This window comes from Pantoea sp. CCBC3-3-1 (assembly GCF_007981265.1).
Lineage (GTDB): Bacteria > Pseudomonadota > Gammaproteobacteria > Enterobacterales > Enterobacteriaceae > Erwinia.
In genome coordinates this window covers 4,110,911-4,124,515 of the sequence record NZ_CP034363.1, presented here as the reverse complement: position 1 = coordinate 4,124,515, position 13,605 = coordinate 4,110,911, and the positions used below count along the sequence as shown (strand labels likewise).

The 13,605-nt window shown below is 60.7% G+C and carries 17 protein-coding genes; 16 read left to right on the top strand and 1 reads right to left on the bottom strand.

The window, feature by feature from the left end:
* Genes EHV07_RS19250 through EHV07_RS19230 form a run of 5 tightly spaced genes read left to right on the top strand, consistent with a single transcriptional unit; the run spans position 1 to position 4,436 of the window.
* The gene (locus tag EHV07_RS19250; protein ID WP_147199758.1) at positions 1–522 is read left to right on the top strand and encodes an integrating conjugative element protein; all 522 of its coding nucleotides are present in this window, start codon (positions 1–3) and stop codon (positions 520–522) included.
* Positions 522–1,094, top strand: coding sequence for a restriction endonuclease (locus EHV07_RS19245; protein ID WP_147199757.1), 573 nt, complete (start codon positions 522–524; stop codon positions 1,092–1,094). Before EHV07_RS19250 ends, EHV07_RS19245 begins: the two co-directional genes overlap by 1 nt.
* A gap of 10 nt (positions 1,095–1,104) precedes the next feature.
* Entirely contained in the window at positions 1,105–1,593 is a 489-nt protein-coding gene (locus tag EHV07_RS19240; protein WP_147199756.1) for a hypothetical protein, read from the top strand.
* On the top strand, positions 1,586–3,685 hold the full coding sequence (gene traD, locus EHV07_RS19235; protein ID WP_147199755.1) for a type IV conjugative transfer system coupling protein TraD: 2,100 nt from the start codon (positions 1,586–1,588) through the stop codon (positions 3,683–3,685). The genes EHV07_RS19240 and traD overlap by 8 nt, the downstream gene beginning before the upstream one ends.
* Positions 3,678–4,436 carry a TIGR03747 family integrating conjugative element membrane protein gene (locus tag EHV07_RS19230; RefSeq protein WP_147199754.1) on the top strand — a complete coding sequence of 253 codons (759 nt, stop codon included), beginning with the start codon at positions 3,678–3,680 and terminating at the stop codon, positions 4,434–4,436. Before traD ends, EHV07_RS19230 begins: the two co-directional genes overlap by 8 nt.
* Positions 4,437–4,525: 89 nt before the next feature.
* Here the strand turns inward: EHV07_RS19230 and EHV07_RS19225 are convergent, their stop codons facing one another.
* Positions 4,526–4,879: an FxLYD domain-containing protein gene (locus tag EHV07_RS19225; RefSeq protein ID WP_254446274.1), complete on the bottom strand. Its 354-nt coding sequence runs from the start codon at positions 4,877–4,879 to the stop codon at positions 4,526–4,528.
* A 179-nt stretch (positions 4,880–5,058) separates the two neighbouring features.
* On the opposite strand from EHV07_RS19225, the gene EHV07_RS19220 reads away from it, so the two are divergent.
* Genes EHV07_RS19220 through EHV07_RS19170 form a run of 11 tightly spaced genes read left to right on the top strand, consistent with a single transcriptional unit; the run spans position 5,059 to position 13,550 of the window.
* Entirely contained in the window at positions 5,059–5,406 is a 348-nt protein-coding gene (locus EHV07_RS19220; RefSeq protein WP_147199753.1) for an RAQPRD family integrative conjugative element protein, read from the top strand.
* Positions 5,406–5,648, top strand: a complete 243-nt coding sequence (locus EHV07_RS19215) for a TIGR03758 family integrating conjugative element protein (protein ID WP_031592991.1) — start codon at positions 5,406–5,408, stop codon at positions 5,646–5,648. The genes EHV07_RS19220 and EHV07_RS19215 overlap by 1 nt, the downstream gene beginning before the upstream one ends.
* A 31-nt stretch (positions 5,649–5,679) precedes the next feature.
* Positions 5,680–6,066, top strand: a complete 387-nt coding sequence (locus EHV07_RS19210) for a TIGR03745 family integrating conjugative element membrane protein (RefSeq protein WP_147194307.1) — start codon at positions 5,680–5,682, stop codon at positions 6,064–6,066.
* A 12-nt stretch (positions 6,067–6,078) separates the two neighbouring features.
* Positions 6,079–6,435, top strand: a complete 357-nt coding sequence (locus EHV07_RS19205; RefSeq protein ID WP_031592993.1) for a TIGR03750 family conjugal transfer protein — start codon at positions 6,079–6,081, stop codon at positions 6,433–6,435.
* The gene (locus tag EHV07_RS19200) at positions 6,432–7,091 is read left to right on the top strand and encodes a PFL_4703 family integrating conjugative element protein (protein ID WP_147194310.1); all 660 of its coding nucleotides are present in this window, start codon (positions 6,432–6,434) and stop codon (positions 7,089–7,091) included. Before EHV07_RS19205 ends, EHV07_RS19200 begins: the two co-directional genes overlap by 4 nt.
* On the top strand, positions 7,091–8,041 hold the full coding sequence (locus EHV07_RS19195) for a TIGR03749 family integrating conjugative element protein (RefSeq protein ID WP_147194313.1): 951 nt from the start codon (positions 7,091–7,093) through the stop codon (positions 8,039–8,041). Before EHV07_RS19200 ends, EHV07_RS19195 begins: the two co-directional genes overlap by 1 nt.
* Positions 8,031–9,530, top strand: coding sequence for a TIGR03752 family integrating conjugative element protein (locus EHV07_RS19190; RefSeq protein WP_147199752.1), 1,500 nt, complete (start codon positions 8,031–8,033; stop codon positions 9,528–9,530). The genes EHV07_RS19195 and EHV07_RS19190 overlap by 11 nt, the downstream gene beginning before the upstream one ends.
* A 21-nt stretch (positions 9,531–9,551) precedes the next feature.
* On the top strand, positions 9,552–9,908 hold the full coding sequence (locus EHV07_RS19185) for a hypothetical protein (protein WP_254446273.1): 357 nt from the start codon (positions 9,552–9,554) through the stop codon (positions 9,906–9,908).
* Entirely contained in the window at positions 9,908–10,318 is a 411-nt protein-coding gene (locus EHV07_RS19180) for a TIGR03751 family conjugal transfer lipoprotein (protein WP_147199750.1), read from the top strand. Before EHV07_RS19185 ends, EHV07_RS19180 begins: the two co-directional genes overlap by 1 nt.
* A complete protein-coding gene (locus tag EHV07_RS19175) occupies positions 10,318–13,176 on the top strand; it encodes a conjugative transfer ATPase (RefSeq protein WP_147199749.1) in 2,859 nt (952 codons plus the stop codon). Before EHV07_RS19180 ends, EHV07_RS19175 begins: the two co-directional genes overlap by 1 nt.
* A complete protein-coding gene (locus EHV07_RS19170) occupies positions 13,173–13,550 on the top strand; it encodes an acetyltransferase (protein ID WP_147199748.1) in 378 nt (125 codons plus the stop codon). Before EHV07_RS19175 ends, EHV07_RS19170 begins: the two co-directional genes overlap by 4 nt.
* Positions 13,551–13,605: the final 55 nt, after the last annotated feature.

Sequence of the window (13,605 nt, the reverse complement as noted above, 5' to 3'; positions counted from 1 at the left end):
ATGAAAACGCTGTCCTTACTGCTGTTTACCCTCCTTCCCCTGACCGGCCATGCTGAACTGAACGTGATTGCTGATCTGGGCGGTGAAGATGCCGCCCCGTATTATGAGGCCGTCAATAAACAGCCCGGCATGAGCACGGAAAACGACACCGAACCTTCACCCCCGTCACCCGTGCTGCAGGGCGAGGCCGCCATGCTCCCGGTATTCACGCCGGAGTTGCGCCCGGGCAGCGTTCCCGACCGGCCGCTGCAGCTGCCCGGCATCGGGGCGTTGTTTCTGATCGGGGATGATGCCCTGTCCCGTGACTGGCTGAAGGCCAATGCCGGCGCACTGGCTGAACAGCATGCGGCCGGGATGATCGTCAACGTTACGGACATGGCTGCCGTGCGCGAGCTGCGCGAGCTGGCACCCGGTGTCAGCCTGGCCCCGGCTTCCGGCAGCGAGCTGGCCCGTCGCCTGCAGATCGCGCATTATCCGGTACTCATCACTGATACCGGCCTGACGCAGCAGGTCAGGCCGTAATGGTAGCGACACCGCTCAACGGTCTGCTGACAGGGCACCCCGCAGGGATTGCCATGCTGGCCATCCTCTTCCTGGTGGCGATGGCCTTTCTCAACCTGCGCCGGCGGGAAAACGCCAGCGCCCGCCGTCACCGGCGATACCGGGCAACGGCGGGGCGGGTACTGGATAAACTGACCCGCCTGCCGGGAGACGGGCAGCGCCTGACTTATCTGCGCAAAATCAGCCCCTATGTCTTTGAAGAGCTGTTGCTGTCTGCCTTTGAACGCCAGGGGCTGACCGTGGTGCGTAATGCCTCCTACAGCGGTGACGGCGGCCTTGATGGCCAGGTCATCATCGACGGCGAGCACTGGCTTATCCAGGCCAAACGGTACAGTCGTGCTGTTTCCCCCGCACATGTTGAGGACTTCGACCGGCTTCTCCTGCAGTCTGGCCGCCGGGGGCTGTTTATCCACACGGGCCGTACCGGAAAGATGAGCCGCACCCTTTGCACGGCGTCACCGCGCCTGCGCATCATCAGCGGGCAACGCCTGCTGGCCATTCTTGCCGGTCAGGACGTCCGGCAATATCTCTGAGGAATCCCTTATGCATATCATCCTGAACAGTCTGCGTTACGCGTTGTGGCTTGTGTTCTGTTTATTCCGTCATGCCGTGTTCCTGCCTGCCGCTTTCTGCGGTGTACTCCTGCTCGCCTGGATTGTCCTGGGCCATCCGGTCAGTGACCTTAACGACCAGCTGCAGAAGGAGGCAACGGCATGGCGCACCGCGCCGCCCGGACACTACATGTGGGAGGAATGCCCGGTGCCTGATAATGCGGCTCCGCCTGAAGCAAAGCCGGCAGCCTGCACCGTCACAGCCGTCTCCACAGAAACCGCGGCGAATAATTACCTGCTGTCATTGCGGGCCGTATGGTTCGTTTTTCTCTTTCTGTCGAATGTTCTGTATGTGCTCTGGCGCTTACTGGCGAATGCCCTGCATTACCACTGTCTGCCCCGCAGGGAAGCCGGTGCCGGAAAGGGGGCGTATATCCGTATGGCCAATGGTAAAATCATAAAGGAGGCAGGCGATGAGTAACCGTTACGTGATTGAAGCCCTGTTGCGTCCGGCCGTTGAGCTGAATACCGCCGTGGTATCGGGCATGGCAGCGTATGTCTGTGTCCAGGCCCCGTGGGCTGTTGCCCTGGCCCCGTCAGTCAGCTATGTCACTGCTGCCGGGTTTGCGGCGCTGGCCGTCACCCGCACCCATCAGGGGATGAAGATTATTCGCTACCGCCGGAATCTCCGCCGCCTGCCGCGCTATGTCATGAGTACTAAACAGATCCCCGTCAGCCATCGTCGCCTGTTTCTCGGGCGGGGGTTTCGCTGGACCCAGAAACACACCCAGCGCCTGCAGGATACGCTGCGCCCGGAAGTGGCCCGCTATCTGCAGCCGAACCGCTTTTACCAGGGCGCGCGTCATCTTGAAATGCTGACAGAGCATCGTCTGCCCTGGCTGGGCAAGCTGCTGAGTGCCGATACGCCGCTGAACCCGGTGCGGCCATTACCGCCGGTGGGCGGGAATCCGGCGCTGCACGGCATCGAGCCCGACGAAAAAGATGTCACCCTGGCCCTGGGGGAGCGCGTTGGCCATACGGTGGTATACGGCACCACGCGCGTCGGCAAGACCCGGCTGGCAGAGCTGCTGGTCACCCAGGATATCCGGCGGGGTGAAGTCACCATCGTGTTTGATCCGAAAGGGGACGCAGACCTGATGAAACGCGTCTGGGCAGAGGCCCACCGGGCCGGGCGCGGGGACGAGCTGTATATTTTTCATCTTGGCTGGCCTGAAATGTCAGCCCGTTATAATGCCGTCGGGCGTTTTGGCCGCGTGTCAGAGGTGGCGTCCCGCGTGGCCGGTCAGCTTTCAGGGGACGGCAATAATGCCGCCTTTCGTGAATTTGCCTGGCGGTTCGTCAATATTATTGCCCGTGCACTGGTCGCCCTGGGAGAGCGCCCTGATTACACGCTGATTATGCGCTACGTGAACAACATCGCCGATCTCTATATCCGCTACGCCGAGAAAATCATTCATGAGCAACTACCCTCTCTGCAGACGCAGATTGAGAATAATCAGCAGGTGCTGGGAGAGGACGACGTGCCCCGTAACATGCAGGGGCAGCCGGATGCCTTACGCATCTGGGCCATTGAAATTGCCCTGAGTTCTGAAGAGGGTAAAAAACTCTACGATCCCATTCTTGACGGGCTGCGCTCAGCGGTACGTTATGACCGTACTTACTTTGACAAAATTGTGGCATCCCTGCTGCCGCTGCTGGAAAAACTGACCACCGGCAAGACCGCTGAACTTCTGGCCCCTGACTATCTCGATATGGATGACTCACGGCCCATATTTGACTGGGAGCAAATCATCCGTAAAAAAGCCGTGGTCTATGTGGGGCTCGATGCGCTCAGCGACAGTATGGTGGCAAGTGCCGTGGGCAATTCCATGTTCGCCGATCTGGTGAGCGTGGCCGGGCACATTTATAAACACGGCATCAATGCGGGCCTGCCGGGCGGTAAAGAAGGGAAGTCCCTGATTAACCTGCACTGCGATGAGTTTAACGAGCTGATGGGGGATGAGTTTATCCCTCTCATCAATAAAGGGGGCGGTGCCGGTATGCAGGTGACGGCCTATACCCAGACCTCTTCTGATATTGAGGCACGCATCGGGAATGCGGCCAAGACGGCCCAGGTACAGGGTAACTTTAACAACCTGATTATGCTGCGCGTCAGGGAGAACCGCACCGCTGAGCTACTGACCACGCAGCTGCCGCAGGTGGAGATTTACACCAAAACGCTGGTCTCCGGGCATCAGGACACGGCGGATGTCAACGCAGACCAGGACTTCACCTCCAGCACCCAGGACCGCGTCGGCACGGTAAAAGTCCCACTGCTGGAGCCGGCCGATATCGTGACGCTGCCAAAAGGGCAGGCGTTTGCCCTGCTGGAGGGCGGTCAACTGTGGAAAATACGTATGCCGCTGCCTGCCGGGGATGCTGATGATGTGCTGATGCCGGAAAGTATCGAGAAAATCGCGGAGGAGATGCGGCGCAGCTATCACAGCGGCGAATCCTGGTGGCGGGACGGTCCGGCCCTGAACGTGCCGGTCACAGGAGGGGAGAATGGCTGAGGTAAAACGTCCTCCACAGCAGCAAACGCTGCCGGAGCGCAAGCACGGCATTCTGTATAACCTGCTCTGGGGCTGGCCGTGGGCCCTGGTGGGCGTGGTGCTGTCCTCGCTGCTGCTGAGCCTGCTGATTGAATATATCGGCATCGCGTTTTTCTGGCCGGAAGCCGGGGCGGCGCACAGTGAAGCGGTCATGAACACCGAGCTGGGATGGCTGTCCACAGAGTTCACCCGCAGCCTGTTGCTGTCTGAGCCTTCCGTGACCGTCGTCCGGTGGGTGACTGTTGCATATCAGTGGGCCTTTGTGGACAGTGGCTTCCTGGACTGGGTCCGTCAGCAGTATGCGCACCAGATGCACAGTGATAATGCCATCACCCGGGAAATCAACAGCTGGAGCGGCTGGCTTGCCGGCTACCTGCGTGAATATCTGCTGGCCACAATATGGATAAGCATTATCACCCTGGTACGTGTCACCATCCTGGGGCTGTCCGTGCCACTGTTTGTGCTGGTCGTGGTGGTGGCGCTGGTTGAGGGGCTGGGGCGGCGTGATCTGCGGCGTTATGGGGCGGGGTATGAAAGTTCCTTTGTCTATCATCATGCCAAGAAGCTGGTCAAGCCGGCCGCTGTGGTGCCCGCCATGCTGTACCTTTCCTGGCCCACGGCAGTCTACCCGAACCTGCTGCTGTTGCCGGCGGCTGTCCTGCTGGGGATTGCCGTGACCGTGACCACGGCTTCGTTCAAGAAGTATCTTTAACCGGCGCTGGACGGAGGCGTGCAAAACCTGTTTTGCGCGCCTGCCGTCAGCAGACAAGCCACGAAACAACCGTTACTGGCGCGTCAGTGTCAGTTATTATAAACAGTCAGCTCTGTCACTTTAAAGCTGTCTGGCTTAATGGACAGGCTGTTAAAGGGGGCCTGTAGCTTCCATTGCTGACCCGGCTCCAGGTTCTCAGCCATTGCTATAGTATTCCCTACCACTGCGCCATTCTGCAGCAAGTTGAATTTGACAAATACAGACTTCACGGGCTTATCCGATACATTCGTTCCCGTACCTTCCAGTTGCTGCAATCCATTTCCGGTAGTGGCGAAATGCAGGTCTGACAGTTCAACCTTTTTATTAGCATCGGCAGCAAGAACAGGGCCAGTAATCAGTGCAGTGATTAACGTGGCCTTCAGTGCAGTCTTCATCATTTTCATTTTCCCTCTGTTTCCCGTTGAGCTTTTCTTAATACCACAATGAATATTTATTTACAGCTATTCCTGCCACCGGCACTGGCCTGCAATTAATTTTGAAATTCCTGTTTAGGGTTTATCGCTGACCCGAAGCTCCCCCTTCCGCATCCTGTCCGCACCCCTTAATCCTTCTGGAGGTGCGTATGAACTCAAATCGTCCGGCCATGCGGCACAACCGTCGTGTCCCGGGCATCACCGGCCTGGTGCTGCTGACCTTTCTGGCGTCAGCTGCTGCACAGGCATCCGAGAAAGACGAGCTTGCGTCTGTTCAGCGTCAGCTGGACCAGGTTCAGGCGTCGCTTGAACGGGCCCGCGTGGCGGCTGCACAGGCCGACCCGGCTGACCGTGGCCGCTTTTTCTTTGATTACCGTCAGGCCACATCCGATCTCAACACCATCCGCAGCGGCATTGACCGCTATCTGGAACCCTCCCGCGCGCAACCGCGTGACCCGTCTTTTGTGGCCGGTAATTACCGGCGGGAGCGGCCCTGATGCCCATGACACCCGAGCAAACCAACGCGTTTAAAGCCGGCTCCGGCAGCCTTGACCTGAGCATTCTTAATCTGCTCAGCATCGGGGCACTGATAGCGTTTCTTTTTCTGTGGGCCGCGTGGGGGCTGTCGGATGTCTGGACCGGGTGGAGTAACACCAAAGTGCGGGATGCGGCGCTGGGGCGATTTGTTATCCGCGTCGTGCTGCTGTTGCTCGCGTGTATCTGGATGTTCGCCAGTTAACGCATTCAAATCATTTCAGGAGATACATTTCATGCACCAATCTGAGTCTGTTGTTGCCCGCCTGCGCCGTCTTGGCAGCCGTGCGCTGACCCGCGCCGGTACGCTGGCTATTCTGGGCTGGCTCACCTGCAAACCGGCCTTCGCTGATTTACCCCAGGTTGAACCCCCCACATCAGGCGGCGGAAGCGGCCTGTCCGGACAAATCAAGGGGTACATCCAGGATGGTCTTGTCATCGGCGGGCTGGTCGTGGCCGCCGTTGCCTTTATCAGCGTCGCCATTGCTGCCCTGCACACGTTTACCGAAGTCCGTAACGAGCGGGCCACCTGGACCAAATTTGGCTCCATTATCGTGGTGGGCGTGGTGCTGCTGGTTACCGTTATCTGGCTGGTCGGCAAGTCTGCCGACATTCTGCTGTAGGAGTCCACGACGATGCAGACCATTCGTTTTCTCCCTGACCGTCTCAACAGTGAGCCCGTGGTGTTTCGCGGGTTTACCACCCATGAGATGGGGCTGGCAGCCCTTGCCGGCGCGGGAGTGGGTCTGCTCCTGTCACTGCCGTTTATCCCGCTGGCCGGCTGGGTTGTTGTTCCCACCGGCCTGCTGGTCATGCCGCTGCTGCTCGTCTGGTTTGGCGGCCGCTGGATGGCCAGGCTCAAGCGCGGTAAGCCCGAGAACTGGCTCTGGCAGCGACTGGAGACCAAAAAACGCCGGCTGGGAATGGGCAATCCGAAACTGATAGTGGATGCCCGGGGCTGGTCAGTGAAACGTAACAGGAGAGCCTCATGAGCCGTTATCGCCATGCGGTAAAAGACCGCGACCAGCATATTCAGACGCTGCGCATCGCCTGCGCCGTGCTCGCCTTTTTCCTTTTATTCACCTGTGCCGGCTGGATGCTGGCACCCAGCAAGCTGACCGTGCATAACCCGCCGGATTTACGCTCCGGCAGCACGCGGCCCTGGTGGGAAGTGCCGCCCCCGACGGTCTATTCCTTTGCGTTTTACATTTTTCAGCAGCTCAATGCCTGGCCGAAAAATGGCGAGGTGGACTATTCCGCCAAAATCGATGCGCTGTCGCCGTATCTGACGCCGTCCTGTCAGGATTTCCTGAAAGCGGACGCGAAGAAGCGCGGTGACGCCGGCGAACTCACCGACCGCGTGCGCGTGGTGTATGAACTGCCCGGCCGTGGTTACCAGTCACAGAGTGTGACCGTACAGGATCGCGATCACTGGATTGCCCGCCTGGACGTGGTGGCCGATGAATATTTCCACGCCGAGCCGGTCAAACGCGCCCTGGTGCGTTACCCGCTGAAAGTGGTGCGCTGGGAAGGGGATGCGGAGCGCAACCCGTTCGGTCTGGCGCTGGACTGTTATGCCGGTGTGCCCCAGCGTCTGGAGGCGGCACCGCCTGCACCCAAACCGGAGAAGTCAGGAGTGTTTCAGTGATGAGTAAAAATCCCCACGCCCGCGCCGGGCTGATGGCGCTGTCCCTCGCCCTGCTGCCCCTGGCGACACTGGTATCACGTCCTGCCGGCGCAGATGAGCTGATGAAATGGGAGCGTATTCCGCTGCAGATCCCCCTGAAGGTTGGGCAGGAGCGGGTGGTCTTTGTGGACAAAAACGTCCGCGTTGGGTTTCCGCCGGCGCTTAACGGCAAACTCCGGGTGCAGAGCACCGGTGGGGCCGTCTACCTGAAAGCCGACAGCGCCTTCCCGCAGACGCGGGTGCAGCTGCAGGATGTGGAAAGCGGCGAGGTCCTGCTGTTTGATCTCGCCGCCGGTGAAAAAGGGCCGGCCGAACCGGTCCGGCTGGTCTACAGCGGTGATGTCAGCACGCTGAGCCAGGCATCTGATGCGGCTGGTCAGTCAGGTGGTGCAGACCGGGGCGCTTCCGGATCAGGCCCGTCAGCCCCCACCGGCAGCGATGACGGCACGCAGGCCAGGCGGAAAAAAATCCGCTACAGCGCCCCCATTCCGGTGCTGCTGACCCGCTATGCCGCCCAGAGCCTGTATGCGCCGGCCCGTACGGTTGAGGCGGTGCCCGGTATTCATCCGGTCAACCCGCATCTGCCCCGGCGCGTCAGCACGCTGTACCCTTCAGAGCCAGTGACGGTCACGCCGCTGGCGGCCTGGGGGGCGGCAAACCGCAGCGTGGTGGCCCTCAGGCTCACGAACACCGGCGGCCGTAAGGTCGTTCTGGATCCGCGTGCGCTGCAGGGGCAGTTTGTGTCCGCCACTTTCCAGCACCGCTGGGTCGGTCCTGCCGGCACGCCGGAAGACACCACCACCGTGTATGTGGTGACCGCCGGTCGTCCGGAGAGCGCCTTCATCGCCGAACCATCTGCGCTGCGTAAAGCGGCCCGTGCAGTAAAACAGGAGGCCCGCCATGCAGATTAAATCCAATGCCCTGGTGAAAGTCATCGTGCCGGCCGTGGTGATTGCCGGGCTGGCCGTGGGGCTCAAAAGCTGCAAAAACGAACCGGCAGAGCAGCCGCAGGCAAAACAAAGCGGCGGTGCCCTGCAAAACCTCTCGCCGGATGAGCTGAAGGCGCTGGGCGTGGAAGGCGACACCCCGGAGGACACGCTGCGCACGCTCATCGGCCGGCTGAACGATGTGCGTGACCGTCAGAAAACGCTCGATAAACAGAACGCTGATTTAGTGAAGGAGAACGAGCGCCTGCGTAAGCGCAATCAGGACGTGTCAGGGCAGGTGAATGAGGCCGTCAACGGTCTGCGTGAGCAGTACGACAAACGCCAGGCACAGCTGCAGGATGAGCAGCTCAGCCTGACGGCGAAGATCAAGAGTCTGACCGACAAGCTGAAACAGCCCGACGCCGGGAAAAAGGCGGCAGACAGCGATATCCCGCTGGGGCTGGGCCTGGATGGCATGGGCAGCAGCACCGGGGGCGCGGCATCTCAGGGCAGTGACGGCATGATGTGGGTCACGCCGACGGACCAGAAAGAGACGGATCCGCGTGATGCGGCCAGCGGCAAGGCGTCATCTCAGTTCCCGACTTCGTTTCTGGGGGACAATGAGCTGACCCGCCAGAAAGCGGCCTATGAGCAGAAAGTGAAGGGGCACACCAATGAGAAAGGGGCGGAAGAGAGTGCCGAGCCGGTGTACACCCTGCCGGAAAACTCCACGCTGGTCGGCAGCCGCGCCATGACGGCACTGCTTGGCCGCGTGCCCATCAACGGCACCGTGACCGATCCCTACCCGTTCAAAGTACTCATCGGTAAGGATAACCTGACAGCAAACGGCATCGAGCTGCCGGACGTTGAAGGGGCCATCGTTTCCGGGACGGCCAGCGGTGACTGGACGCTGTCCTGCGTGCGCGGCCAGGTGACCAGCGTCACGTTTGTCTTTTCCGACGGTACGGTGCGCACCCTCCCGAAACCGGAGGCCGTTAACAGCGGCGGGCAGAATAATAACGCTCAGGCCAAACAGGATACCGGCACCGGTGGGGGTATCGGCTGGATTTCGGATGAAAACGGCATTCCGTGCATCGGGGGCGAACGTAAGTCCAACGCCTCCACCTATCTGCCGACCATCTTTGGCCTGTCAGCGGCCGGTGCGGCAGGGGATGCCCTGAGTCAGGGGCAGTACACCACGCAGAACAACGTCAACGGGATTTCCTCCACCATGACCGGCGACGCCGGACAGGCGGCGCTGGGCAAGGCCATTTCCGGCGGCATGTCGGAAACCACGGACTGGATCAAACAGCGGTACGGGATGACGTTTGATGCCATTTACGTGCCGCCGGGGGCCCGCCTCGCGGTGCATATCACCCGTGAGCTGGCCATTGATTATGAAGACAAGGGCCGTAAGGTGCGCTACGACTTCACCCTGCCGGGTGGCGTCAGCGACAGCGGCGGACTGGACTGAGTGACGGTCATGACGGGGCACATGACGCTTCTGCCGATGTCATCCGTGTGCCGGACCTTCAGCGATGGCGCGGGCTGGCACATTGACGTGCGGCCCTCGCCGTCGGCCGTCCTGCAGCTGCGCCCGGTGGCGCTGCTGCCTGCCCGTCTGCCTTTACTGCGCTGGCAGCGGGGCCGGCTTTTACTGGATACCGGCCGGTTTTCCCTGCCGCTCAGTGCCTGCGACTGTGCCGTGTCGTGGTACAGCCCGAAACTTTCGCGCCGGCTTCACTGCCCTTATATGTCCCTGCAGGAGCTGGCGCATCTGCTGAATGTCAGTGCATTTGTTTTTATCTGTAGCGGCTACGATCCGGCCGCCTCACAAAGGAGATACCGGTAATGTACAGAACAGTTTTCATTCTGGCTCTGGCCTGTTCAGTGCTCAGCGGCTGCTCAACCTCCAAGGAGGAAATGCTGCCGGCGGGCGATAACACCATGCTTGAGCTGTGGAACGGCGCGGACGGGGGCGGCAGTACCGCCCGCCAGTCGGCAGAGGCCCGGGACACGCTGCGCCGTCCGCTGACGGGCAGTGAAACGCAGGCGGACGCGCAGGCCGACCGCAGCTACAGCCGGACTCAGGAGAGTGAAATTTCGCAGCAGTTTCCCCGGCTGCCTAACCCTGACATGGTGATGTATCTGTATCCCCACCTGGCCGACGGTAACACGCCGGTGCCGGGATACAGCACCGTGTTTCCGTTCTACAGCCAGACGCAGTATGCCATGCCTGGCGAGCGCACGGAGGCCCTGTAATGTTTTCACTGTTTACCCGCACCACCTCCCCTGACCGTCAGACGCCGGCTGATGGCGGTCAGTCCGTTCAGGCCGATGATACCCTCAGCACGGGCGTGAGGGGCCGCCAGCCCCTGACTCGTCCCGGGAAAATGTCCCGCCAGGATGAGGCAAAAATTTATCATGCCAGTCCCTCCATCATTGACTTTCTGCCCTGGGCGGAGTTTCTCGATGAAGAGCAGTGTCTCCTGCTCGATGACGGTGTGTCGGTGGGGGCGGTCTATGATGTCACGCCGGTGGCCACCGAAGGACGGACAGAAGACCGTCTGGAGCAGATCCGTGACTCGGTGGAGGATGCGCTTCAGGACAGCTTTGATGAACATGACGTGAATCCCTGGGTCGTGCAGTTCTTCTGCCAGGACGAGGACGACACTGACGCGTACCTCGACAGGCTGCGGGGGTATGTCCGACCGCATGCGCAGCGCACGGCGTTTACCGACGCCTGGCTGGGGGAAATGGAGCGTCATATCCGCAGTATCTCCCGGCCTGAAGGCCTGTTCACCGACTCACTGATCACCGGCCAGCCGTGGCGCGGGCAGCAGCGCCGCACCCGGATGGTGATTTATCGCTGGCTGGGAAAAAACCGGGATCCGATGCCGCCGGTGGCGATGCTCAACCAGGTGTGCGACCGGGTTGTGAATGCCCTGGGCGGGGCGGGGATCCGCTGCACCCGGCAAAACGGCCTCCAGGTGCATGGCTGGCTGCTGCGGCTGTTCAATCCGTCACCGGACTGGGTGGAGAAAACCACGCTTTATCGCCAGGCTGCTTACGCAGACCCGCGCGAGACGCCTGAAGGCACCGTGCCGGTCAGCAATGATTTTGCCGAAACCCTGTGGTTCACGCCGCCGGTCTCCGACCCGGAAAACGGCGTGTGGTGGATTGACAACAAGCCGCACTGCGCGGTGTCGGTGGAAAAACTGCGTACACCGCCGGAGCCTGGCACGCTGACTGGGGAGAAAAGCCGGGGTGAAAAGAAAATCAATGCCCTGATGGATATGTTTCCGGAAGGGACCATGGTGTGCATGACGGTGGTGGTCCAGCCCCAGGACCGGCTTGAGGAACAGTTTAACCGGCTGTCGAAAAACGCGGTCGGGGAGAATACTGAGTCGGGCCGCGTCCGCCAGGATGTGAAGACGGTCAAAGAGTACCTGGGCAACCGGCACAAGCTGTACCGGGCGGGGATCACCTTCCTGCTGCGCGGTGATGACATGACCAGCCTGAAGCGCAAGCGGCTGGCGCTGTCGACCGTGCTGCTCGGGGCCGGCCTGCAGCCGGTCCGCCCGGAGTTCGAAGAGGGGCCGCTGAACAGCTGGCTGCGGGCGCTGCCGATGTGCTTTAACCCGGACAGTGACAAAAAACACTGGTACACCCGTCTGACCTGGGTTCAGCACCTGGCCGGTCTCCTGCCGGTGACCGGGCGGGAAACCGGCACGGGGCACCCCGGCTTCAGCTTTTTCAACCGCGGCGGGGATATCCTGACCTTCGATCCGCTCAACAAGCATGACCGCACCCAGAATGCGCATCTGCTGCTGTTCGGCCCGACCGGGGCGGGCAAGTCGGCCACACTGTGTGCCGCGCTCTCCCAGCTGATGGCGGTCCACCGTCCGCGGCTGTTTATTGCGGAGGCCGGCAACTCGTTCGGCCTGCTGGCCGACTTCTTTGACAGCCTCGGGCTGACGGTGAACAAAATCAGCGTCAGACCCGGGAGTGGTGTCAGCCTGCCGCCGTTTGCAGACGCCCATAAACTGGTGGAAGAGGGCCTCGCCGCCCAGGCCGTGGATGAGAGCGACCTGCCGGATATCGACACGGACGACGATGGCGAGGATGACAAACGTGACATTCTCGGTGAAATGGAAATCTCCGCGCGCATGATGATCACCGGGGGCGACCCGAAAGAAGAGGCTGACCTGAAGCGTGCCGACAGGGCGATGATACGTGAGGCGCTGCTGATGGCGGCGCATGCCACGTATAAAGAAGGACGGCAGATGCTGCCGTCTGACCTGCAGCAGGCGCTGTATGACATTGCCTCTGATAATGATGAGGGCGTCATTAATGTCCGTAATGCCCAGCGCAAGGCGAAAGCGGCGGAGATGGCGGAATCCCTGGGCATGTTCACCCAGGCCGGCAGCTTTGAAGCGGAGCTGTTCAACCGCGAAGGGGCGCTGTGGCCGGAAGCGGACGTGACGCTGGTTGACCTGGGGCATCTGGCGCGTGAGGGCTATGAAGCGCAGATGGCCCTGACCATGGTCTCGATGACCAACATGATTAACAACATCGCGGAGCGTGACCAGTTCCTGGGCCGGGATATTGTCTTCACGGTGGATGAGGCGCATATCGTCACGGTCAACCCGCTGCTGTCGCCCTACATGACCAAGGTGGTCAAGATGTGGCGTAAGCTCGGGGCCTGGCTGTGGCTGGCCACCCAGAACCTTAAAGATTATCCGGACATTGCCGAGAAAATGCTGAACATGGCGGAATGGTGGATTTGCCTGACCATGCCCCCGGAGGAGGTGAAAGATATCAGCCGGTTCCGCGCGCTCACGCCGGAGCAGGAATCGGTGCTGCTGTCCGCCAGTAAACTGTCAGGCTGTTATACCGAGGGCGTGGTGCTGGCGAAACGGATCGAGGCGCTGTTTCGTGCCGTGCCGCCCAGTCTCTTCCTGGCACTGGGCATGACGGAAAAAGAAGAGAAAGCCGAACGCCGGGCGCTGATGAATGAATTTCACTGCAGCGAACTGGAGGCGGCAAAACGCGTCGCGCAGAATCTGGACCGTCTGCGCGGTCTGACGGAGAAACAACAGGAGCCTGCCACTGTATGATGACACTGAAGTACCCTGAACCCGCCATTCATCAGCACAGTGGCGGCGCGCTTTTCACCCTGTCGCCTCAGGGGGAGCCCGGCGTGCTCCCGGCGACACATCAGCACCTGGTGAGGCTGCGGGCGATGCTCAGGCAGCGTCTGACCGGGCCGGTCAAAATGACGTGTCACCCGCACCGGGTGGGACTCAGCAGCAGCGTGGCCATCTATCTTGAGGGAAAGCTGAAGCAGGCGGTGAATATTCTTATCACCGTGACGGGACAGACGAGCTGGCCGCAGGAAGAGGAGTATGCGCATCCGCGCTGGTATATCACGGTGCCGGATTCGGCTGATCTGGTGTATCTGATGCTGTGGATTAACGGGCTTGACGTATAACTACAGACTTGCCTTCACCAGGGGCATGATTATAAAAAGAAAATAACAATATTGC

Bases quoted from the DNA above. Each gene is read 5' to 3' on its own strand.
- EHV07_RS19240 (WP_147199756.1), top strand. From the start codon at position 1,105: ATGCATATCATCCTGAACAGTCTGCGTTACGCGTTGTGGCTTGTGTTC.
- EHV07_RS19225 (WP_254446274.1), bottom strand. From the start codon at position 4,879: ATGAAAATGATGAAGACTGCACTGAAGGCCACGTTAATCACTGCACTG.
- EHV07_RS19175 (WP_147199749.1), top strand. From the start codon at position 10,318: ATGTTTTCACTGTTTACCCGCACCACCTCCCCTGACCGTCAGACGCCG.
- EHV07_RS19220 (WP_147199753.1), top strand. From the start codon at position 5,059: ATGAACTCAAATCGTCCGGCCATGCGGCACAACCGTCGTGTCCCGGGC.
- EHV07_RS19205 (WP_031592993.1), top strand. From the start codon at position 6,079: ATGCAGACCATTCGTTTTCTCCCTGACCGTCTCAACAGTGAGCCCGTG.
- EHV07_RS19190 (WP_147199752.1), top strand. From the start codon at position 8,031: ATGCAGATTAAATCCAATGCCCTGGTGAAAGTCATCGTGCCGGCCGTG.
- EHV07_RS19170 (WP_147199748.1), top strand. From the start codon at position 13,173: ATGATGACACTGAAGTACCCTGAACCCGCCATTCATCAGCACAGTGGC.
- EHV07_RS19185 (WP_254446273.1), top strand. From the start codon at position 9,552: ATGACGCTTCTGCCGATGTCATCCGTGTGCCGGACCTTCAGCGATGGC.
- EHV07_RS19230 (WP_147199754.1), top strand. From the start codon at position 3,678: ATGGCTGAGGTAAAACGTCCTCCACAGCAGCAAACGCTGCCGGAGCGC.
- EHV07_RS19195 (WP_147194313.1), top strand. From the start codon at position 7,091: ATGAGTAAAAATCCCCACGCCCGCGCCGGGCTGATGGCGCTGTCCCTC.
- EHV07_RS19200 (WP_147194310.1), top strand. From the start codon at position 6,432: ATGAGCCGTTATCGCCATGCGGTAAAAGACCGCGACCAGCATATTCAG.
- EHV07_RS19210 (WP_147194307.1), top strand. From the start codon at position 5,680: ATGCACCAATCTGAGTCTGTTGTTGCCCGCCTGCGCCGTCTTGGCAGC.
- EHV07_RS19245 (WP_147199757.1), top strand. From the start codon at position 522: ATGGTAGCGACACCGCTCAACGGTCTGCTGACAGGGCACCCCGCAGGG.
- EHV07_RS19250 (WP_147199758.1), top strand. From the start codon at position 1: ATGAAAACGCTGTCCTTACTGCTGTTTACCCTCCTTCCCCTGACCGGC.
- EHV07_RS19180 (WP_147199750.1), top strand. From the start codon at position 9,908: ATGTACAGAACAGTTTTCATTCTGGCTCTGGCCTGTTCAGTGCTCAGC.
- traD (WP_147199755.1), top strand. From the start codon at position 1,586: ATGAGTAACCGTTACGTGATTGAAGCCCTGTTGCGTCCGGCCGTTGAG.
- EHV07_RS19215 (WP_031592991.1), top strand. From the start codon at position 5,406: ATGCCCATGACACCCGAGCAAACCAACGCGTTTAAAGCCGGCTCCGGC.